Source organism: Microbacterium sp. zg-YB36, from assembly GCF_024623575.2.
Taxonomy (GTDB): domain Bacteria; phylum Actinomycetota; class Actinomycetes; order Actinomycetales; family Microbacteriaceae; genus Microbacterium.
Map to the genome: position 1 here is coordinate 29431 of NZ_JANJFD020000012.1, position 19756 is coordinate 49186.

The window sequence follows — 19756 nt, forward strand, 5'->3', positions numbered from 1 at the left end:
CCCGCGTTCGGTCGACGCGTCCGGCCCCGCGCACACTCAGCACAGGGACGGATGCGACGACCGAACGTCGCGGGTCAGGCGTCGGTGCGGAAGCGCTCCAGCTCGGCGGCCAGCCGCGGTGACACGTGCGCGTGCAGCGCGGTGCCCTCCTCCTCGTGGGACTGGGCCACGATGTGCCCCGTCTCGTGGGCGGCCGACACCAGATCGCCGCGGTCGTACGGCACGAGCGCTCGCACCTCGACCGCCGGCAGCGGCAACGCCGCCTCGACGACCTCCCGCAGCTGCGCGATCCCCTCACCGGTGCGCGAAGAGACGAACATGGCGTCCGGCTCCAGGCCACGCAGCACCAGCCGGGTGTCCTCGTCGACGAGGTCGGCCTTGTTGAACACGACGATCTCGCGGATATCGCGCGCGCCGACGTCGCCGATCACATCGCGCACCGTCGCCAGCTGGCTCGCCGGGTCGGGGTGCGAAGCATCCACGACGTGCACGATGACGTCCGAGGCCGCCACCTCTTCCAGGGTCGAACGGAACGCCTCCACCAGCTGGTGCGGCAGGTTGCGGACGAACCCCACGGTGTCGGTGAGGGTGAACACGCGCCCGTCGGCGGTCTCGGCGCGTCGCACGGTGGCATCCAGCGTCGCGAACAGCGCGTTCTCCACGAGCACGCCGGCGCTGGTGAGGCGGTTGAGCAGGCTGGATTTGCCGGCGTTGGTGTACCCGGCGATCGCCACCGAGGGGATCGTGTTGCGTCGGCGCTCGGCGCGCTTGGCGTCGCGTGCCGGCGCGAAATCGCGGATCTGGCGGCGCAGCAGCGCCATGCGCGTGCGGATGCGGCGACGGTCGAGCTCGATCTTGGTCTCACCGGGTCCGCGCGAACCCATACCCGCGCCGCCGGCGCCCACCTGGCCACCGGCCTGACGGCTCATGGAGTCACCCCAGCCGCGCAGCCGCGGCATCAGGTACTCCAGCTGCGCCAGCTCGACCTGCGCCTTGCCCTCGCGGCTCTTGGCGTGCTGGCTGAAGATGTCGAGGATGACCGTGGTGCGGTCGATGACCTTGACCTTGACGACGTCCTCGAGGGCACGCCGCTGGCTCGGCGCCAGCTCCGTGTCGGCGATGACGGTATCCGCCCCGACCGACACGACGATGTCGCGCAGCTCCTGCGCCTTGCCGCGCCCCACATACGTCGCCGGGTCCGGGTGGGGTCGCCGCTGCAGCACACCGTCGAGCACGACCGCGCCGGCCGTCTCAGCCAGCGCCGCCAGCTCGCGCAGCGAGTTCTCGGCATCCTCCTGGGAGCCCTGCGGGTACACCCCGACGAGCACCACGTTCTCCAGCCGCAGCTGGCGGTACTCGACCTCGGAGACATCCTCGAGCTCGGTGGACAGGCCAGGCACGCGCCGCAGCGCGGCACGTTCCTCGCGCTCCCACTGCTCGCCGTCGCTGTCGCCATAGGCGGTGGCTTCGTCCTGCAGCGCCTGCGCCGCACCCAGCCCGTGGGTCTGGGCGTCGGCGAAGCTGCTCACCCGCACGTTCCGGCGCGCCTCAGCGCGCGCCAGCACCCGGTCGACCGGATCGATCGGTGTCGAATCGGCGTTCTCGGGAATGGTGGTGTCTGTCATGTAGTCCTTCCGGGACGCCGCGCGAGGCGGCATCCATAAACTCTAGCTTTCCGCCCTGCTGGCGGCCTCCGCTACGCTCGCAGCATGGGGAATGATCACTACTTCAGTGCGTCCCCGTCCAGCTCCGATGATCTTCGCCGTGTCCGGGTGACCCTTGCCGGACGCGATGTGGAGGTCACCACAGCGGGCGGGGTATTCAGTCCGGGGCACGTGGATTCGGGCACCGAAGTGCTGTTGGCCAATACCCCGCCGCCACCACCGGGCGGGCATCTGCTCGATCTCGGCTGCGGCTGGGGCCCCATCGCGCTGTCTCTCGCCATCGATGCGCCGCACGCGACCGTGTGGGCCGTCGATGTCAACGAGCGCGCCCTGGATCTCGTGCGCCGCAACGCCGAGACGTTGGGGCTCGACAACGTCAACGCCGTGCTTCCCGACGATGTTCCCGACGACGTGATGTTCCGCACCATTCGCTCGAACCCGCCCATCCGGGTCGGCAAGAACGTGCTGCACGGCCTGCTGCAGCACTGGATCCCGCGCTTGGGCGAACGCAGCGACGCGTGGCTCGTGGTGCAGCGCAACCTGGGGTCCGATTCGCTGCAGCGCTGGCTGGATGCCACGTTCGCCGACGGCTACAGCGTGCACCGGGCGGCGACCGGCCGCGGATTCCGGGTCATCAAGGTGCGCCGCCACGGGTCGACGCCGACGGCCGAGATCACCCTCCCCTGACGAGGCTCCCGAGGCCGCCCGCCGCGGCTGCTCGTCCGCGCGGCGCTCAGGCCAACGCGACCTCGCCGCTGAAGACGAGGGTCGCCGGTCCCGACAGCAGCACGTGCTCGCCGTCGTCGTCGATGCGCACCCGCACGCCGAGCGTGCCGCCTGGCACGTCGACGCGCCACTGATTGGGTGCCGCCGGTCCTGCCCAGTACCGCACCGCGAGGGCGGCGGCGGCCACCCCGGTGCCACAGCTGAGCGTTTCGCCGACGCCGCGCTCGAATACGCGCATCGTGATCGCGCCGATGCCGTCCCGCACGAGCGGATCGGCCGGAACGACGAACTCGATGTTCGCGCCGTGACGCGGCGCCGGGTCGAGGATCGGCTGCACCGTGAGGTCGAGTCCGTCCAGCTCCAGGTGGGTGGGAAGCGCAACGACGACGTGCGGGTTGCCGACGTCGATGCCCTGCCCGGGGCGGGCCACGTCGAGTCCGCGCGCTCGTACCAGGACGTCCGCGGCCTCCGCCCGCCACAGGCCGAGGTCCACTTCGAACCCGTCGTCGGAGCGGGTGACCCGCTTCACGCCGGCGCGGGTGCCGATGTCGAGGTGGCCGCCTTCGGGGAGGTCGGCCAGACCCCGGTCGACGAGGTAGCGGGTGTAGGCGCGGATGCCGTTGCCGCACATCTCCGCGACGGAACCGTCGGCGTTGCGGTAGTCCATGAACCACTCCGCACCGGCTGCGGCCGCGTCCAGTCCGTCCGGCAGCGCTGCGGAGCGCACCACGCGCAGGATGCCGTCGGCGCCGATGCCGAAGCGTCGATCGCAGAGCACGGCGACCTGGTCGTCGGAGAGGTCGATCGCGCCGTCCGGGTCGGCGAAGATCACGAAGTCATTGCCGGTGCCGTGACCTTTGGTGAACGGGAGGGTCTGCGGCATCCCTCCAGTGTATCGGCGCGCATGACGCGGATGCCGAGTCCGGTGGCCTCAGTCGTCGGCGATCAGCCGCTTCCCCGTCGCCCAGATCTCGAACGGCTCAAACCCCAGCTCTCGGTAGAAACCGCGGGCGCCGGGGTTGTCCGGACGCACCATGAGCTGCACCTTGGGGCATCCGAGTGCGAGCAGCCGCGCCTCGGCCTCGGCCACCAGCGCCCGCCCGATGCCCTGGGAGCGTCTCCCCGGCGCGGTGGCGAGGTAGTGCAGCCAGCCGCGGTGCCCGTCGTACCCTGCCATGACGCTGCCGACGACACCGCTGCCGTCGACGGCGACGAGGAACAGTTCCGGCTGCACCGTGAGCTTGCGGGCGATGTCGGCCCGCGGGTCGTTCCACGGCCGCGTGAGTCCCGCCGCTTCCCACAGGGCGACCACCTGTTCGGTGTCCGCGACGGCGAACGGTCGAAGCGCGACGGTCATACGAGGGATTCTGCCAGCGCAGCGGCATCCGCCCCGGACGCCACCCAGGTGACATCGGCGTAGCGGCGGAACCACGACACCTGGCGCCTGGCGTACCGCCGCGTCAACGCCTGGGTCTGCGCGATCGCGTCCTGCTGCGTCAGCTGCCCGTCCAGCTGCGCGAGGGCCTGGGCGTAGCCGATCGCGCGGCGCGCGGTGACTCCGTCCTCCAGTCCCTGCGCGCGCAGCGCGGCGACCTCGTCGAGCAGGCCGTCGCGCCACATGGCATCCACGCGCGCGTCGAGCCGGGCGACCAGTTCGTCGCGCGGCACCGCCACCCCCACGATGCGTGTCGGGGTGTGCCACAGCACCGGGGCGTCGGGCAGCGCCGCGCCGTGCGTCGCCTCTCCCTGCGCGAGCACCTCGAGCGCCCGGACGATCCGTCGCCCGTTGCGCGGGTCGACGCGCTCGGCCGTCGCCGGATCCAGCTCGCGCAGCCGAGCGAACAGGGCGCCGGGGCCGAGGTCGTCGAGCTCCCGCTCCAGGCGCGCGCGCAGCTCGGCGTCGCGGGGCGGAAACCGGAAGTCGTACAGGACGCTGGACACGTACAGCCCGGAGCCGCCCACCAGGATCGCGTCGGCGCTCCGGCCGTGGATCGCGGTGATCGCGGCGCGGGCCGCCTGCTGGTACCAGGCGACGGCGGCGTCATCGGCGGGGTCGAGCACGTCGAACAGGTGGTGCGGGATGCCGCGGCGTTCGCTTTCGGGCAGCTTCGCGGTGCCGATGTCCATACCGCGGTACAGCTGCATCGCATCGGCGTTGACGATCTCGGCGGCCCGTCCGCGTGAGCCCAACGCTTCGGCGAGGTCGAGTGACAGCGCGGTCTTACCGGTGCCCGTGGCGCCGACGACGGCCCACAGGGACGGCTCAGACACCGATGCGGAGTGTGGGAAGCCCGAGCGAGACGGCCCGGGGCGCACCGGACTCAGCGGCCGGAGCCGGGACGCCGCAAGACTCCGCCTGCGTCCGGTCCCACGCGTCGCCGGCGCGCGTACGGCGGATTCGCAGCGGCGCGCCATCGGGAGCGTCGGCCAGCAGATGGAACGGCGCGGCGTGTGTGATCACCGTCGTGACCACATCGCCCGGCCGCGGCAGGGCCGATCCGGCGGGCACTTCGAAGTGCACGAGCCGGTTGTCCTCGGCGCGGCCGGTGAGCCGGTGCGTCTCGGCATCCTTCTTGCCCTCACCTGTGGACACCAGGACCTGCACCTCGCGGCCGACCTGCTTCTGGTTCTCCTCGAGGCAGATGCGCTCCTGCAGCGCGGTGAGGCGCTCGTAGCGCTCCTGCACGATGTGCTTGGGCACCTGGTCGGGCATGGTCGCCGCCGGGGTACCCTCGCGGATGGAGTACTGGAACGTGAAGGCGGTCGCGAACCGCGCTGCCGCCACGACCCGCATCGTGTCTTCGAAGTCCGCCTCGGTCTCGCCGGGGAAGCCGACGATGATGTCGGTGGAGATCGCGGCGTTCGGCATCCGTTGGCGCACCCGATCGAGGATGCCGAGGAAACGCTCCGACCGGTACGAGCGGCGCATCGCCCTGAGGATGCGGTCGCTGCCGGACTGCAGCGGCATGTGCAGCTGCGGCATGACGGCGGGGGTCTCCGCCATGGCGGCGATGACGTCGTCGGTGAAGGCCGCCGGGTGAGGGCTGGTGAACCGGATGCGCTCCAGGCCGGGGATCTCGCCCGCCGCGCGCAGCAGCTTGCCGAACGCGGCGCGGTCGCCGAACTCGACGCCGTACGAGTTGACGTTCTGTCCCAGCAGGGTCACCTCGATCGCCCCGTCGTCGACGAGGAGGCGGATCTCGTTCAGGATGTCGCCGGGGCGACGGTCCTTCTCCTTGCCGCGCAGGCTCGGCACGATGCAGAAGGTGCAGGTGTTGTTGCAGCCGACCGAGATGGAAACCCACCCGCTGTGCACGGCGTCGCGCTTGGTGGGCAGCGTCGAGGGGAACACCTCGAGCGACTCGAGGATCTCCAGTTCGGCTTCGCCGTTGTGACGGGCGCGTTCGAGCAGGCTGGGGAGGGACCCCATGTTGTGGGTGCCGAAGACGACGTCGACCCAGGGGGCCTTGCGCTGCACGGTCTCCTTGTCCATCTGCGCGAGGCAGCCGCCGACGGCGATCTGCATGCCTTCGTGCTTGTCCTTGCGGGACTTCAGGTACCCGAGCGTGCCGTAGAGCTTGCCGGCGGCGTTGTCGCGCACCGCGCAGGTGTTGATGACGATGACGTCGGCATCCTCGCCCGTGGTGGCCGGCACGTATCCGGCGCTCTCGAGCGAGCCGGACAGACGCTCGGAGTCGTGCACGTTCATCTGGCAGCCGAACGTGCGCACCTCGTAGGTGCGCGCGCGACCGTCGACCGTGTGCGCCGCCGATGACGGGGCGATGAGCGTGGGAATGGCGGACGGGAAGGTCATGATGTTCCCCATTGTAGATTCCGATGCGAGCGGTGTGGTCGGGCACCGGTGGACTCACGCTCGGTCGTCACGAACGCCCCCAGATTCAGCGGGACGGGGACGGGTGCGACGACCGAATGGCCACACCGCTCGCCCCCGCCGCAACGCGCCGCCACAGCAGAAACGCCGAGCCCGAAGGCTCGGCGTTTCTGCTGCGTGGGAGCGTCAGCTGAAGCGCACGCCGCCGGGGGCGCGCTTCTCCGTCAGCGCCGTGCGGGCCGCGGTGGCCGCGACCGAACCGGAGTAGCCGCGCCGGGACAGCTGTCCCATCAGCCGGCGCATCGCGGTCTCCTGATCGACACTGTCCAGCTGGCGCGCCTTGGTCCGCGCGAACTCCAGCGCCCGCTGTGCCTCGTCGTCGGGCTCTTCGTCCAACGCCTCGTCGGCGATCTCCCGAGGGATGCCGCGCGATGAGAGCGTCTGCGCGATCGCGCGCCGCCCCTGTGCCTTGCGGTGGGTGCCGGCATGGATCAGCTGTTCCGCCAGCCGCGCGTCGTCGAGGTAACCCAGTCGTGCGAACGAGTCGAGCAGGGCTTCGAGATCGTCAGCGGGGAGGTCGTGCTCGGCGGCGGCCGCGCGGGCCTCGGAGACCGACAGCTGCCGGGCGCGGAGTTTCTTCAGAAGAATGCGCTCGGCAGCGGCGACCCGGTCGGCGAGCTCCTCGTCGGACTCCTCCTCGACGGGCGCTGCTTCCTGAGCCCACCCGGTGCGCCACTGCGGCGGCCGCTCGCTGGATTCGGCGGGCGAGCGTCGCCCGAGGCGGGCGAGGGCATCGGCAGCCTCGGCGACGGGGTCTGCGTCCCCGACGGCCGCGCGACCGGGCGCAGCGGCAGCGGCCCTGGCCCGCGCCGGTTCGGCGGCCACACGGCGCCCGCCGAACAGCGGGATGACGGGGGCGATCCCCTCGGCGTCCGAGGGGACGCCCCCGTCACTGGAGAACCGGACCATCAGGCGGGCCGGCGTGCGGCCAGCTCGTCGCCCGCGGGTTCCTCGACGACCTTCGGCTGACCGACGCCGAGCTTCTGCTTGATCTTCGTCTCGATGTCGTTGGCGATGTCGGGATTGCGCAGCAGGAAGTTGCGGGCGTTCTCCTTGCCCTGACCGAGCTGATCGCCCTCGTAGGTGTACCAGGCGCCCGACTTCTTCACGAGTGCGTGCTCGACACCGAAGTCGATGAGGCTGCCCTCGCGGGAGATGCCGGTGCCATAGAGGATGTCGAACTCGGCCTGCTTGAACGGCGGGGCCATCTTGTTCTTGACGACCTTGACGCGGGTGCGGTTACCGACTGCGTCGGTGCCGTCCTTCAGCGTCTCGATACGGCGGATGTCCAGGCGCACCGACGCGTAGAACTTCAGCGCCTTGCCACCGGCGGTGGTCTCGGGCGAGCCGAAGAAGACACCGATCTTCTCGCGCAGCTGGTTGATGAAGATCATGGTGGTGTTGGTCTGACTCAGGCCACCGGTGAGCTTGCGCAGTGCCTGCGACATCAGTCGCGCCTGCAGACCGACGTGCGAATCGCCCATCTCGCCCTCGATCTCGGCCTTGGGCACGAGAGCGGCGACGGAGTCGATGACGATGAGGTCGATGGCACCGGAGCGCACGAGCATGTCCGCGATCTCCAGGGCTTGCTCGCCGGTGTCGGGCTGCGACACGAGCAGCTGGTCGATGTCGACGCCGAGCTTCTGCGCGTAGTCGGGGTCCAGCGCGTGCTCGGCGTCGATGAAGGCGGCGATGCCGCCGGCGCGCTGTGCATTGGCGATGGCGTGCAGGGTGAGAGTCGTCTTACCCGACGACTCCGGACCGTAGATCTCGATGATGCGGCCGCGCGGCAGACCGCCGACGCCGAGCGCGACGTCGAGGGCGATGGAGCCGGTGGAGATCACGGCGACCGGAGCGCGCTCGTCGCTGCCCAGTCGCATGACCGAGCCCTTTCCGAACTGCCGGTCGATCTGGGCGAGGGCCGATTCGAGGGCCTTCTCGCGGTCAGCGGGTGATGGCATGACGTGCTCTTCTCTGCTCGCGGTCGGTCGCCTGTAGGCTGACGCGCTCCGCCCCGGCTGGGACGGATGCTGCGACAAGGCGTGTGGTGTGCGATGACGTGGTCCACGCTACGGATGGCCTCCGACATTGAGTCGATCGCCTCCCGGAAATGTGGACGGATACGCCCTCGACACCTCTGTACAGGAGCCTACGACCGCATCGAACAGATCTTCGACGACACGCCGAACGCGATTCGGCGGTACCGACGAAAGCCGGATCCGGCGGGCGGGGACGCGTCAGCGTCGACGGGCGTCGAGCCGACCCACGCCATACCGGCGGTCGTCGGGCACATCTGCCTCGATGCACAGCGCGACCCACACCTCGCGAGCCGGAGTTCCGGCAGCCAGCGCCTCCCGAGCGGTGAGCCCGCCGACGCGCGTGAGCACCAGGTCGGCCACGAGGGCAGAGCCGCGAGTGCCGAACTCGTCGGTCACGGCGCGGTCGAATTCGCTTCGACGCATTCCGCGGTCAGCGTAGCGACAGTGCGGGCTCGGCCTCGACCGAAGCCACGAGGTCGTCGGGGACGACATCGGGGAAGGTGTGCATGCCCTCGAGGACCGAGATGCGGTCGCCCACTTCGCGCATGACGGCGGAGATGGGTACATCGAGCGCGTCGGCGACGGCGGCGAGAATCTCGCTGGAGGCTTCCTTCTGACCGCGCTCCACCTCGCTCAGGTAGCCCAAGGCCACGCTGGCGCGACCCGCCACCTGACGGAGGGTGCGCCCCTTCTGCAGACGGAAGTCACGTAGGACTTCGCCGATCTCTTGACGAACCAGGATCATTTCGGGCCCCCTCTCGCTATCCATGCCCATTGGGTGCACAACAGTACAACACCGAACGGTGTCACTGTAATCCCGGTTGTTGTGCGTCCCATGGGAATCATGTAACGGACAACGCACGCCCGGAGCGCGTTGTTCCCGTCACAGCGCTTCCAGTGCGAACGAGATCGCGCGCACCGCGGCGGCGGTGCGGATCTGCTCCCGGTCGCCCTCCAGCTGGAGCGACTCCACCCGCGAGCCCAGGGAGGTCGACACCGCGATGTGGACGGTGCCCACCGGCTGACCGTCGGGCGAGTCGGGTCCGGCGATGCCGGTGGTGGCGATGCCGATGTCGGCGGGACGGTCGGGCGCGCCCAGCGCGCGCCGGGCGCCGCGGGCCATCTGCCGGGCGACCCGCTCGTTCACCGGACCGTGGGCATCCAGCAGCACCTGGTCCACGCCGAGCAGTGTCGCCTTCAGCTCCGTGGCGTACGCGACGATGCCGCCCCGGACGACGGCGGAGGCACCGGGGACTGCGACGAGGGAGGCAACGACCAGGCCGCCGGTGAGCGACTCGGCCACCCCGACGGTCCACCCCAGCTCCCGCAGGCGCTCCACGAGCACCTCAGCCTCGCTGCGGCGCCCGCTGGAGACCAGCGTCTGCTCGGCCTCGTCGGGAAGGTCGGGGTCGGGTGCGGGGCGGAACGGACTCACGACGCTTCCTCACGGCGCAGCCGCCGGGCGCCGCGCACCTCGGTGAGGATGTAGTCGATGCCGCTGGCCACCGTCAGCAGCACGGCGATGGTCATCGTGACGGTGTTGACCCAGTGGATCCACTCCCCCACGACCGTCCACAGCGGCAGCAGCGCGAGCGAGAGGGCGACCGCCTGAGCCACGGTCTTGACCTTGCCCATCCAGGCCGCAGCCACGACGTGGTTGCTCGCCACGACGAGGCGGTGCACGGTGACGCCGATCTCACGCACCAGCACGAGGATCGTCACCCACCAGGGCAGTTCGACGAGGATCGACAGACCAACGAACGCGCAGCCGGTGAGCACCTTGTCGGCGATGGGGTCCAGCAGCTTGCCGAGGTCGGTGACGATGTTGTGCCGCCGGGCGAGGTAGCCGTCGATGCCGTCGGTGGCGATCGCGACGATGAACAGCACCGCAGCCCACCACCGCAGCGGCCCGTCGGCCCCGCCGTCCGCTAGCAGCATCCACAGGAACACCGGTGCGCAGAGGATCCGCACGATCGTGATCGCGTTGGGAAGCTGCCTCGGAATCGCCACGGTTCGAGCCTAGTGCTGCACGCCTCAGCGGCCGGTCAGGCCCCAGGCATCCTCGTCCTCGCCGCTTTCCTCGACCACTTCGTAGCCGGCGAACTGCTCATCGACGGGATCGTCGTCCTTCTCGTCGGGGTCGTCCTCGCCGCGCAGCCGCGCCAGCACACCGGGCAGCTGCTCCACCGTGACCAGCACGTCGCGCGCTTTGGAGCCTTCGGAAGCGCCCACGATCTCGCGGGATTCCAGCAGGTCCATGAGGCGTCCCGCCTTCGCGAAGCCCACGCGGAGCTTGCGCTGCAGCATCGAGGTCGAGCCGAACTGCGTCGAGACGACCAGCTCGGCGGCGGCCAGCAGCAGCTCGAGGTCGTCTCCGATGTCGGCGTCGACTTCCTTCTTCTCCACGACGGCCGCGACGTCCTTGCGGTACTCCGGGCGGGCCTGCGCCGTGACGTGCGCGACGACCTTCTCGATCTCGCTCTCACTCACCCAGGCGCCCTGCACCCGGATGGCCTTGGACGTGCCCATCGGCAGGAACAGGGCATCGCCCTGACCGATCAGGCGGTCGGCGCCTGGTTGGTCGAGGATGACGCGCGAGTCGGTGACGCTGGTGACGGCGAACGCGAGCCGCGAGGGCACGTTGGCCTTGATCAGACCGGTGACGACGTCGACAGACGGGCGCTGCGTGGCAAGCACCAGGTGGATGCCGCTGGCTCGCGCCAGCTGGGTGATGCGGACGATGGAGTCCTCGACGTCGCGCGGGGCGACCATCATGAGGTCGGCGAGCTCGTCGACGACCACCAGCAGGTACGGGTAGGGCTTGAGCACGCGCTCGCTGCCGGCGGGGAGCTTGACCTCGCCGGCGACGACAGCGCGGTTGAAGTCGTCGATGTGCCGGTAGCCGAACGACGCGAGGTCGTCGTACCGCATGTCCATCTCCTTCACGACCCACTGCAGCGCCTCGGCGGCCTTCTTGGGGTTCGTGATGATGGGGGTGATGAGATGCGGAACGCCCGCGTAGGAGGTCAGTTCCACGCGCTTGGGGTCGATGAGCACCATGCGCACTTCGGTGGGCTTGGCGCGCATCAGCAGGCTCGTGATCATCGAGTTCACGAAGCTCGACTTTCCCGAGCCGGTGGAGCCGGCCACCAGCAGGTGGGGCATCTTGGCCAGGTTGGCCACGACGTAGCCGCCGCCGACGTCCTTGCCGACGCCGATCGTCATCGGGTGCACCGAGTTGGTGGATGCCGGGGAGCGCAGCACATCGCCGAGGGTCACGATCTCGCGGTCGGTGTTGGGGATCTCCACGCCGATGGCGCTCTTGCCGGGGATCGGGGCGAGGATGCGCACCTCGTTGGAGGCGACGGCGTAGGCGATGTTGTTGGTCAGCGCGGTGATGCGCTCGACCTTCACGCCCGAGCCGACCTCGATCTCGTACTGCGTGACCGTCGGGCCGCGCGAGAATCCGGTGACCGTCGCGTCGACGGAGAACTGCGAGAACACGCTCGTGATGGCCTTCACCATGGCGTCGTTGGCCTCGGAGCGCGCCTTGTGCGGCGTGCCGGCTGCCAGCGCCGCGGCGGAGGGCAGGCGGTAGACCGCGCTGGGCGGCAAGCCGTCGCCGTCGCCACCCAGTCCGGACAGGCCGGGCAGCTCACCGTCATCGAGCACCTCGGTGGCATCTTCGCGGATGCCGGTGTCGACACGGCGGGCGCCCCTGCGCACGGCCTCCACGACGCCGGGGCTGATGACCTCGGTGGGTGCGTCCGGCAGCGGCGGCGGGGGCGAGACCGGTGCGATGGCCTGCTCGAACCCGCCGGTGTCGCCGGAGGGCGACAGCAGGGAGGTGAGGTCCTGCGAACCGAGCCCGTCGTGCGGGTCCTCTTCGCGGCCAGACTTGTTGCGACGCCACCACGGCAGCCCGTCGGAGTCGTCGGAGGTCTCCGCCGGCGCTGCGGCGGGCTTCTCGACGCGCTCGGCGTCGAACATCCAGGCGTACAGGTCGCCGAGGCGGTGGCCGATGCGGTTCGGCGGGGTCTTGGTGAGGATCAGCACACTGAGCGCGGCGAACAGGCCCAGCACGACGCACGCACCGATCTGCGTGAGGAAGGTCAGCGGTTCGCCGACCATCCAGCCGAACAACCCGCCACCCGTGCTCAGCGCGGGAAGCCCGGCGTTGGGCTGCGGACGCCCGCCGAGCACGTGGCAGAACCCCGCGATCGTGAGCACCAGCAGGCCGAAGCCGATGCCGATGCGCCCGTTGTCGTGCACCGAGGGCGGATGCCGGAAGAGCCAGCCGGCCAGCCACAGCAGCAGCACCGGGAGGATGAACGCCACGCGCCCGATGATCCCGCCCGCGGTGTAGGCGCTGATGGTGCCCGCCAGCTCGGTGCCGATGAAGAACCACTCCACGACCGACCCGGCGACCGCCATCAGCACCAGCAGGAACGGGAAGCCGTCGCGGCGCTGGTCCTTTTCGAGGTTCTCCGGGCCGAACGCGCGGAACAGCCCGCCGGTCGCGTGGGCCAGACCCATCCAGGCGCGCGAGATCAGCGGCGGTTTCTCCGCCTCATCGACGTAGCGTTTCGGGGCGGGAGCGGGCTTTCGGGCGCGCGGAGACGCCCCCTTCGCGGGACCCTTCGCGGGCGCGCGCCCGCTCGTGGTCGGATTGCTGCTCCTGGCCATTCATCCACGGTACGTCGGTACCACCGACATTGCCCGGAACGACGCGACCCCTTCATTCCCCCGGAAGCCGCGTTCACCGCCGTGGCACACCCGTGCGCACCCGCGTTCGGTGGTCACACCCGTCCCTCCCGCGGGGGTTCGGTCGTCGCATCCGCCCCTCGCGGGGGCGGCACAGGGCCGTTCGCGACGACTGAGCCGAAGGGTGACCGCGGCCGCGGACGCAGAACGCCCGCGCGCCGCAGTGAGCGGCTCGCGGGCGTTGCGCAGAAGCGGGTCAGGCCTCGATGACCAGCGGCACGATCATGGGACGCCGGCGCAGTCGCTGGTTGACCCAGCGGCCGATGGTGCGACGCACGATCTGCGACAGCGCGTGCGAGTCACGCACCCCCGACTTCGCGGCTTCGGCCAACGCGGCGGCGATCTTCGGCTTGACGTCGTCGAACACCGAGTCGTCCTCGGCGAAACCGCGGGCGTGGATCTCGGGGCCGGTGATGACGCGGCCGGTGGCGGCATCCACCACCACGATCACCGAGATGAAGCCCTCTTCGCCGAGGATGCGGCGGTCCTTGAGGTCGGCGTCGGTGATCTCGCCGACGGTCGAGCCGTCGACGTAGACGAAGCCGATGTCGAGCTGACCGACGACGGTCGCGATGCCGTCCTTGAGGTCGACCACGGTGCCGTTCTCGCCGATGATGGTGCGCTCGGCGGGGATGCCGGTGTCCTGTGCCAGCTTCGCGTTGGCCATGAGGTGGCGGTACTCGCCGTGCACGGGCAGCACGTTCTTGGGCTTGAGGATGTTGTAGCAGTACAGCAGCTCGCCCGCGGCGGCGTGACCGGAGACGTGCACCTTGGCGTTGCCCTTGTGCACGACGGTGGCGCCGAGCTTGGTGAGACCGTCGATGACGCGGTAGACGGCGTTCTCGTTGCCCGGGATGAGGCTGGAGGCGAGGATCACGGTGTCACCCGGGCCCGGCTCGATCGCGTGGTCGAGGTTGGCCATGCGGCTGAGCACGGCCATCGGCTCGCCCTGCGACCCGGTGGACATGAAGACGATCTTGTCGTCGGGCAGGTCCTGGGCCTTCTTGTAGTCGATCAGCACGCCCTCGGGCACGGTGAGGTAGCCGAGGTCCGCGGCGATGGTCATGTTGCGCAGCATGCTGCGGCCCAGCAGTGCCACGCGGCGGCCGTTGGCGTGTGCGGCATCCAGCACCTGCTGCACGCGGTGCACGTGGCTGGAGAAGCTCGCGACGATCACGCGGCGCGGGGCCTTGCCGATGACCTGGTCAAGGACCGGGCCGATCGACCGCTCCAGCGGGGTGAAGCCGGGGACGTCGGCGTTGGTGGAGTCGACGAGGAACAGGTCGACGCCCTCCTCACCGAGCCGGGCGAAGGCGCGCAGGTCGGTCAGGCGGCCGTCCAGCGGCAGCTGGTCCATCTTGAAGTCGCCGGTGGCCAGCACCGTGCCCGCCGGGGTCTTGATCGCGACGGCGAGCGCGTCCGGGATGGAGTGGTTCACCGCGACGAACTCGAGGTCGAACGGGCCGACCCGCTCGTCCTGGCCCTCTTTCACGGTGAGCGAGTACGGCTTGATGCGGTGCTCTTTGAGCTTGGCCTCGACCAGGGCGAGGGTCAGCCCTGAGCCGATCAGCGGGATGTCGCGCTTGAGGCGCAGCAGGTAGGGCACGGCGCCGATGTGGTCTTCGTGACCGTGCGTGAGCACGACCCCGACGATGTCATTGAGGCGGTGCTTGATCGGCTCGAAGTCGGGCAGGATCAGGTCCACCCCCGGCTGGTGCTCCTCGGGGAACAGCACGCCGCAGTCGACGATGAGGAGCTTGCCCTCGTACTCGAAGACGGTCATGTTGCGCCCGATCTCCCCGAGTCCGCCGAGAGGCGTGACGCGGAGGGTTCCGGGGGCGAGGGTGGGGGGCGAAGTGATCGCGTTGGGGCTCATCGTGTGGTGCCGTGGACCTTCGGGAGTGCGCCGCCTGCTGCCGCATTGCGGTCGGGACGGAAATTGGAGAAATCAGCGCCGACGACGTCGGTCACCAGGGCAAGCTCATCCTCGATCATCGCCGCTTCCCACTCCTCCGGCCCCACCAGGGGCAGGCGGACGCGGGGGCTGGAGATGCGACCGAGGCCGTGCAGGATGTACTTCGCGCTCACGGTGCCCGGGACGTGGGTCATGACCGCCCGCACCAGCGGTTCCAACTGCTGGTGCGCCGCCGTGGCCGCGGCGAGGTCGCCCCGGTTCACGGCGTCGATCATCACGCGGTACGGCGCAGCCGCGATGTTCGCGGTCACGCCGATGAGTCCCGTCGCGCCGATGGCGAGGTGCGGCAACGCGTTCGCGTCGTCGCCCGAGAAGTACATCAGATCGGTTTGGTTCAGCACCCGGCTGACCTCGCTGAAGTCGCCCTTGGCGTCTTTGATCGCGAGGATGTTCGGGTGCTTGGCGAGACGGAGGATCGTCTCGTACTTGATCGGGACGCCGGTGCGCCCCGGGATGTCGTACAGGATGACCGGCAGGTCGGTGGCATCGGCCACCAGCCGGAAGTGCGTGAGGATGCCCGCCTGCGTGGGCTTGTTGTAGTACGGCGTGACGATCATGATGCCGTCGGCACCGACCTTCTCGCTGGCCTTGTAGAGCTCGATCGCGTGGGCGGTCTCGTTCGAGCCGCCGCCGGTGATGATCTTGGCGCGTCCGGCCGCGACGTCCCGGCCCACCTCCACCAGGCGGATCTTCTCGGGGTCGGTGAGCGTGCTCGTCTCCCCCGTCGTGCCGGTGACGACGATACCGTCGGCCCCGGCGGTGATGACGTCGTCGATGTGCTTCTCGACCGCGGGCCAGTCGACTTCGCCGTCGGCGGTCATCGGAGTGACCAGCGCGACGAGGACCTGTCCGAACGGGTTGGCCTGATGCGTCATGCTCCCAGGGTATCGGTTCGTTCGCACTGCCCCGATAGGGTCGCGGCATGACCTGGCAGACGCGCACGAGCCGCGAGGTGTACGGCAACCGGTGGATCCGCGTCCGGGAGGACACCGTCAGCGGCCCCGCCGGGGACGGCATCTACGGCGTCGTCGAGATGCGGCATCCGGCCGTCTTCGTCGTCGCGATCGACGAAGCGGACCGCGTGTGCCTGGTCGAAGTGGACCGGTACACCGTCGGCGTCTCGCTCGAGGTGCCCGCCGGCGGCTCCGACGGCGAGGACCCGCTGGTCGCGGCGCAGCGCGAGCTGGCCGAGGAAGCCGGCGTCACGGCATCCGGTTGGCAGGCGATCGGCGCGATGAACGCGCTCAACGGCGTCGCTGTGGCCGCAGAGCACGTCTTCCTCGCCCGCGGCATCGCGGCGGTGGCGGATGCCGCGCACACGCAGGCCGAGGAGGGCATCCGCGCGGTGCGGTGGGTGCCGTTCGGCGAGGTGGTCACCATGATCGCGGACGGGACGATCTCGGACGGGGAGACGGTGGCCGCGCTCGCCTACGCCGGCATCCGGCTGGGGCGGTTCGCCTGATCAGCGGCCCCGCGATGCGGTCGCCACGACCAGCCGGTCCGGGAGGACGCGGGTGAGGCCCACGAGCACCTTGTAACGCAGCGACGGCACCGACACGCTCTTGCCCCGTGCGACGTCGCGCAGCGCCGCCGCGACGACGTCACCGGCGTTCAGCCACATCCAGCCAGGCACGCCCTCGCGGCCGATGGCCATGCCCATCCGCTCGTGGAAGTTGGTGTGCGTGAACCCGGGACACACCGCCGTGACCGTCACGCCCCGGGGGCCGTAGGCCACGTTCGCCCACCGGCTGAAGCTGATGAGCCAGCCCTTGACGGCGCCGTACGTCGATCGCGGGGTGAAAGCGGCGACGGATGCCACGTTGACGATGCGGCCGCGACGGCGCTCCAGCATCCCCGGCAGCACGGCGTGCATGAGGCGCATCGGCACCGCCACGTGCAGGTCGAGGTGCCGCTGCTCGTCCTCGATGTCATTGCGCTCGAACGCCAACGGCAGCCCGAACCCGGCGTTGTTGACCAGCATGTCCACGGGGTGCTCGCCGTCGCGCAGCCGGGCCACGACGTCGGCGAGCTGGGCCGGGTCCAGCAGGTCCGCGGCGAGCGCCTCGGCATGCACGCCGTGCTCGTCGCGCAGGCGCCGGCACAGGGCGTCGAGCGCGTCGCGATCGCGGGCGACGAGCACCAGGTCCATGCCGCGCGCGGCGAGCTGCCGGGCGAATTCCGCGCCGAGGCCCGAGCTCGCGCCGGTGATCAGTGCCGTCTTGGCCATGAGGTGACCCTACGACGCGCGTTCGAGCCGGAGGAAGCGATACCGGATGCCCTCACGCGAGGTGGACCACCCGGCGTCCGGTTCCGCGGCCACGACCTGCCACCCGTCGCGGTCGGGGGCGAAGGTGTCGCCGTCGACGCGGGTGTCCAGTTCGGTGACCTCTAGCCGGTCGGCCCGCCCGATCGCCTCACGGAACAGTCGGCCGCCGCCGATGACCCAGATGCGCTCCGGCTCAGCGGCCTGCGCGAGCTGCAGCGCCGCGTCAAGCGACGCTGCCCGCTCCGCACCATCGGCGGACCACTGCTCGTTGCCCGTGATCACGATGTTGCGGCGCCCGGGCAGCGGCCGGAACCGCGCCGGGAACGACTCCCACGTCCGGCGCCCCATCACCACGGGGGCGCCGGCGGTGACGGCCTTGAAGTGCGCGAGGTCTTCGGGCACGTACCAGGGCATGCCGCCGTCAGCGCCGATCACCCCGCCCTCGGCCTCGGCCCAGACGAGGCCGATGGGTGCGGTCATACCGCGACCGCCCCGCGGATCGCGGGGTGATGCTGGTAGTCCTCGACGACGAAGTCCTCGAACCGGTAGTCGAAGATCGACTCCGGCGTGCGGGCGAAGCGCAGCGTCGGATACGGGTAGGGCGCGCGGTCCAGCTGCTGCCGCACCTGGTCGAGGTGGTTGTCGTAGATGTGGCAGTCCCCGCCGGTCCAGACGAAGTCGCCCGGCTCCAGGTCCGCCTGCTGCGCGACCATGAGCGTGAGCAGCGCGTACGAGGCGATGTTGAACGGCACCCCCAGGAACATGTCGGCGCTGCGCTGGTACAGCTGGCAGGACAGCTTGCCGTCGGCGACGTAGAACTGGAACAGCGCGTGGCAGGGCGCGAGGGCCATGTTCGGGATGTCGGCGACGTTCCAGGCCGACACGATCAGGCGCCGCGAGTCGGGGTTGGTGCGGATCTGCTCGATGATCTGCGAGATCTGGTCGATGTGACCGCCATCGGGGGTCGGCCACGACCGCCACTGCACGCCGTAGACCGGGCCAAGCTCACCGGCGGCATCCGCCCACTCGTCCCAGATCGTCACGCCGTGATCCTGCAGCCAGGTCACGCTCGATTCGCCGCGCAGGAACCACAGCAACTCATAGGCGATCGACTTGAAGTGCACGCGCTTGGTGGTGATGAGGGGGAACCCCTCGGCCAGATCGAACCGGATTTGACGGCCGAACACGCTCGTCGTCCCGGTGCCGGTGCGGTCATCCTTGTGCGTGCCGTGGGCCAGCACGTCGCGTAGGAGGTCCTCGTAAGGGGTAGGGATCGCCGTGGTCACGGCTGCCACGATACCCGCGGCCGACCCCGCCGGCCGCGGGCCCGCAGGGTGCGTCGCCGCGCCGTCACAATCGTCATTGTTGCTCTTCGTCCAGAGCCACCCGTTAGCCTGGGCCGTGGTGAACCTCGTCGATGCTGTCTATGTGCTCACCGCGCTGCTCGCGGTGACGCTGGGCGTTGGCGCTTTCGCACGGTGGCGACAGGGCCGGCCGCAGCGGCAGATTCCCAACGAAGTCGTCGATCCGCAGCGCCTCGGCGCCGAGCGGCTGGGCGACACCGCGACGCTGCTGCAGTTCAGCACCGAGCTGTGCGCGCGCTGCCCCGGCGTGCACCGGGTGCTGTCCGCCCTCGCCGAAGACCGCGACGGCGTGCTGCACCTGGATGTCGATCTCACGCACCGGCCCGACATCGCCAAGCACTTCCAGATCCTGCAGACCCCGACGACCCTCATCCTGGACGGCGACGGGGTCATCCAGACCCGTTTCGGCGGGGTTCCCAACCGCCGCGTGGTCGAGCTGGAACTGGCTCGGCTGACCGGATCGTCGGCGCGTGCCTGAACAGGCGGATGCCGCGCCGCGCGGCATCGACCCGCGCGGCCCCCGGTTCGCCGCCGGCATCACCTCCGTGCTGCTGCTGGGGACGGTGCTGCTGAGCCTGGTCAGCATCTCCACGGCGCGCGGCCCCTTCGGCTGGTTCGCCTATCAGCCGCTCGCCGACGAGGTGTTCCTGCCCCAGGGCTGGACCGTCTCCTCCGCCTCGCTCGCGCAGCGCGCCCTCGACCCCGGCTTCCTCGCCCTGCTCGTCGTGGCATTGCTGTTCCTGTGGGGCGTGCTCTCCCCGCGCACCGCACCCTGGGGCGTGCTGTACCGCCGGTTCATCCAGGCTCGACTGGCGCCGCCGACCGACCTGGAAGACCCCCGCCCGCCCCGGTTCGCGCAGGGCGTCGGCCTGTTCGTCAGCGTCGTCGGGCTCGCGCTGCACCTGGCAGGGGTCCCCTGGGCGCTGCCGATCGCGGCGGCGATGGCGTTCATGGCGGCCTTCCTCAACGCCGTGTTCGGGCTGTGCCTCGGGTGCCGGCTGTACCTGCTGCTGCAGCGGATCGGCCTGGTCGGTCGCGCCCGCCCCACCGCGGCCTGAGCGGGCCT

21 protein-coding genes are annotated in these 19756 nt (G+C 70.3%); 4 read left to right on the top strand and 17 right to left on the bottom strand.

Annotation, left to right across the window (positions count from 1 at the left end):
- Positions 1 to 74: 74 nt before the first annotated feature.
- On the bottom strand, positions 75 to 1625 hold the full coding sequence (gene hflX, locus NQ151_RS15145; RefSeq protein WP_257528603.1) for a GTPase HflX: 1551 nt from the start codon (positions 1623 to 1625) through the stop codon (positions 75 to 77).
- Positions 1626 to 1709: 84 nt separating this feature from the next.
- Here hflX and NQ151_RS15150 point away from each other — a divergent pair, with 84 nt between their 5' ends.
- Entirely contained in the window at positions 1710 to 2351 is a 642-nt protein-coding gene (locus tag NQ151_RS15150) for a class I SAM-dependent methyltransferase (protein WP_257510154.1), read from the top strand.
- A 46-nt stretch (positions 2352 to 2397) separates the two neighbouring features.
- Here the strand turns inward: NQ151_RS15150 and dapF are convergent, their stop codons facing one another.
- From dapF to dapA, 13 genes are all read right to left on the bottom strand, one after another.
- On the bottom strand, positions 2398 to 3273 hold the full coding sequence (gene dapF, locus NQ151_RS15155; RefSeq protein WP_257510155.1) for a diaminopimelate epimerase: 876 nt from the start codon (positions 3271 to 3273) through the stop codon (positions 2398 to 2400).
- Positions 3274 to 3321: 48 nt separating this feature from the next.
- Entirely contained in the window at positions 3322 to 3747 is a 426-nt protein-coding gene (locus tag NQ151_RS15160; RefSeq protein ID WP_257510156.1) for a GNAT family acetyltransferase, read from the bottom strand.
- Complete coding sequence (gene miaA, locus NQ151_RS15165; RefSeq protein WP_257528604.1) at positions 3744 to 4661, bottom strand: tRNA (adenosine(37)-N6)-dimethylallyltransferase MiaA; 918 nt, start codon at positions 4659 to 4661, stop codon at positions 3744 to 3746. The genes NQ151_RS15160 and miaA overlap by 4 nt, the downstream gene beginning before the upstream one ends.
- Entirely contained in the window at positions 4654 to 6204 is a 1551-nt protein-coding gene (gene miaB, locus NQ151_RS15170) for a tRNA (N6-isopentenyl adenosine(37)-C2)-methylthiotransferase MiaB (RefSeq protein WP_257510158.1), read from the bottom strand. Before miaB ends, miaA begins: the two co-directional genes overlap by 8 nt.
- 204 nt (positions 6205 to 6408) lie before the next feature.
- Positions 6409 to 7191: a regulatory protein RecX gene (locus tag NQ151_RS15175; protein WP_257528605.1), complete on the bottom strand. Its 783-nt coding sequence runs from the start codon at positions 7189 to 7191 to the stop codon at positions 6409 to 6411.
- On the bottom strand, positions 7191 to 8243 hold the full coding sequence (recA, locus tag NQ151_RS15180; RefSeq protein WP_257510160.1) for a recombinase RecA: 1053 nt from the start codon (positions 8241 to 8243) through the stop codon (positions 7191 to 7193). The genes NQ151_RS15175 and recA overlap by 1 nt, the downstream gene beginning before the upstream one ends.
- 276 nt (positions 8244 to 8519) lie before the next feature.
- Positions 8520 to 8744, bottom strand: coding sequence for a DUF3046 domain-containing protein (locus tag NQ151_RS15185; protein ID WP_257510161.1), 225 nt, complete (start codon positions 8742 to 8744; stop codon positions 8520 to 8522).
- Between the two features lie 7 nt (positions 8745 to 8751).
- Entirely contained in the window at positions 8752 to 9066 is a 315-nt protein-coding gene (locus NQ151_RS15190) for a helix-turn-helix domain-containing protein (RefSeq protein WP_257510162.1), read from the bottom strand.
- 138 nt (positions 9067 to 9204) lie between these two features.
- Positions 9205 to 9756 (bottom strand): CinA family protein, encoded by a 552-nt coding sequence (locus tag NQ151_RS15195; protein WP_374113826.1) that lies wholly within the window; start codon positions 9754 to 9756, stop codon positions 9205 to 9207.
- On the bottom strand, positions 9753 to 10331 hold the full coding sequence (gene pgsA / locus NQ151_RS15200) for a CDP-diacylglycerol--glycerol-3-phosphate 3-phosphatidyltransferase (protein ID WP_257510163.1): 579 nt from the start codon (positions 10329 to 10331) through the stop codon (positions 9753 to 9755). Before pgsA ends, NQ151_RS15195 begins: the two co-directional genes overlap by 4 nt.
- 24 nt (positions 10332 to 10355) lie before the next feature.
- Positions 10356 to 13007 (bottom strand): FtsK/SpoIIIE family DNA translocase, encoded by a 2652-nt coding sequence (locus NQ151_RS15205; RefSeq protein WP_257528606.1) that lies wholly within the window; start codon positions 13005 to 13007, stop codon positions 10356 to 10358.
- Positions 13008 to 13281: 274 nt separating this feature from the next.
- Complete coding sequence (locus NQ151_RS15210) at positions 13282 to 14961, bottom strand: ribonuclease J (protein ID WP_257528607.1); 1680 nt, start codon at positions 14959 to 14961, stop codon at positions 13282 to 13284.
- On the bottom strand, positions 14958 to 15935 hold the full coding sequence (dapA, locus tag NQ151_RS15215) for a 4-hydroxy-tetrahydrodipicolinate synthase (RefSeq protein WP_257510166.1): 978 nt from the start codon (positions 15933 to 15935) through the stop codon (positions 14958 to 14960). Before dapA ends, NQ151_RS15210 begins: the two co-directional genes overlap by 4 nt.
- Before the next feature lie 47 nt (positions 15936 to 15982).
- Here dapA and NQ151_RS15220 point away from each other — a divergent pair, with 47 nt between their 5' ends.
- Complete coding sequence (locus NQ151_RS15220) at positions 15983 to 16522, top strand: NUDIX domain-containing protein (RefSeq protein WP_257528608.1); 540 nt, start codon at positions 15983 to 15985, stop codon at positions 16520 to 16522.
- Here NQ151_RS15220 and NQ151_RS15225 read toward each other — a convergent pair whose 3' ends face one another.
- From NQ151_RS15225 to NQ151_RS15235, 3 genes are read right to left on the bottom strand one after another with little or no spacing between them, the layout of a single operon-like run.
- Complete coding sequence (locus NQ151_RS15225; protein WP_257528609.1) at positions 16523 to 17287, bottom strand: SDR family NAD(P)-dependent oxidoreductase; 765 nt, start codon at positions 17285 to 17287, stop codon at positions 16523 to 16525.
- A 9-nt stretch (positions 17288 to 17296) separates the two neighbouring features.
- Positions 17297 to 17806: a dihydrofolate reductase gene (locus NQ151_RS15230; protein WP_257510169.1), complete on the bottom strand. Its 510-nt coding sequence runs from the start codon at positions 17804 to 17806 to the stop codon at positions 17297 to 17299.
- A complete protein-coding gene (locus tag NQ151_RS15235) occupies positions 17803 to 18612 on the bottom strand; it encodes a thymidylate synthase (protein ID WP_257528610.1) in 810 nt (269 codons plus the stop codon). Before NQ151_RS15235 ends, NQ151_RS15230 begins: the two co-directional genes overlap by 4 nt.
- Positions 18613 to 18730: 118 nt before the next feature.
- On the opposite strand from NQ151_RS15235, the gene NQ151_RS15240 reads away from it, so the two are divergent.
- A complete protein-coding gene (locus tag NQ151_RS15240) occupies positions 18731 to 19168 on the top strand; it encodes a TlpA family protein disulfide reductase (protein WP_257528611.1) in 438 nt (145 codons plus the stop codon).
- Positions 19161 to 19748: a DUF4395 domain-containing protein gene (locus NQ151_RS15245; RefSeq protein ID WP_257528612.1), complete on the top strand. Its 588-nt coding sequence runs from the start codon at positions 19161 to 19163 to the stop codon at positions 19746 to 19748. Before NQ151_RS15240 ends, NQ151_RS15245 begins: the two co-directional genes overlap by 8 nt.
- The last annotated feature ends 8 nt before the right edge of the window (positions 19749 to 19756 follow it).

Coding starts and splice junctions, on each gene's coding strand:
- hflX (WP_257528603.1), bottom strand. CDS start 1,625: ATGACAGACACCACCATTCCCGAGAACGCCGATTCGACACCGATCGAT.
- NQ151_RS15150 (WP_257510154.1), top strand. CDS start 1,710: ATGGGGAATGATCACTACTTCAGTGCGTCCCCGTCCAGCTCCGATGAT.
- dapF (WP_257510155.1), bottom strand. CDS start 3,273: ATGCCGCAGACCCTCCCGTTCACCAAAGGTCACGGCACCGGCAATGAC.
- NQ151_RS15160 (WP_257510156.1), bottom strand. CDS start 3,747: ATGACCGTCGCGCTTCGACCGTTCGCCGTCGCGGACACCGAACAGGTG.
- miaB (WP_257510158.1), bottom strand. CDS start 6,204: ATGACCTTCCCGTCCGCCATTCCCACGCTCATCGCCCCGTCATCGGCG.
- NQ151_RS15175 (WP_257528605.1), bottom strand. CDS start 7,191: ATGGTCCGGTTCTCCAGTGACGGGGGCGTCCCCTCGGACGCCGAGGGG.
- recA (WP_257510160.1), bottom strand. CDS start 8,243: ATGCCATCACCCGCTGACCGCGAGAAGGCCCTCGAATCGGCCCTCGCC.
- NQ151_RS15185 (WP_257510161.1), bottom strand. CDS start 8,744: ATGCGTCGAAGCGAATTCGACCGCGCCGTGACCGACGAGTTCGGCACT.
- NQ151_RS15190 (WP_257510162.1), bottom strand. CDS start 9,066: ATGATCCTGGTTCGTCAAGAGATCGGCGAAGTCCTACGTGACTTCCGT.
- NQ151_RS15205 (WP_257528606.1), bottom strand. CDS start 13,007: ATGGCCAGGAGCAGCAATCCGACCACGAGCGGGCGCGCGCCCGCGAAG.
- NQ151_RS15210 (WP_257528607.1), bottom strand. CDS start 14,961: ATGAGCCCCAACGCGATCACTTCGCCCCCCACCCTCGCCCCCGGAACC.
- dapA (WP_257510166.1), bottom strand. CDS start 15,935: ATGACGCATCAGGCCAACCCGTTCGGACAGGTCCTCGTCGCGCTGGTC.
- NQ151_RS15220 (WP_257528608.1), top strand. CDS start 15,983: ATGACCTGGCAGACGCGCACGAGCCGCGAGGTGTACGGCAACCGGTGG.
- NQ151_RS15225 (WP_257528609.1), bottom strand. CDS start 17,287: ATGGCCAAGACGGCACTGATCACCGGCGCGAGCTCGGGCCTCGGCGCG.
- NQ151_RS15230 (WP_257510169.1), bottom strand. CDS start 17,806: ATGACCGCACCCATCGGCCTCGTCTGGGCCGAGGCCGAGGGCGGGGTG.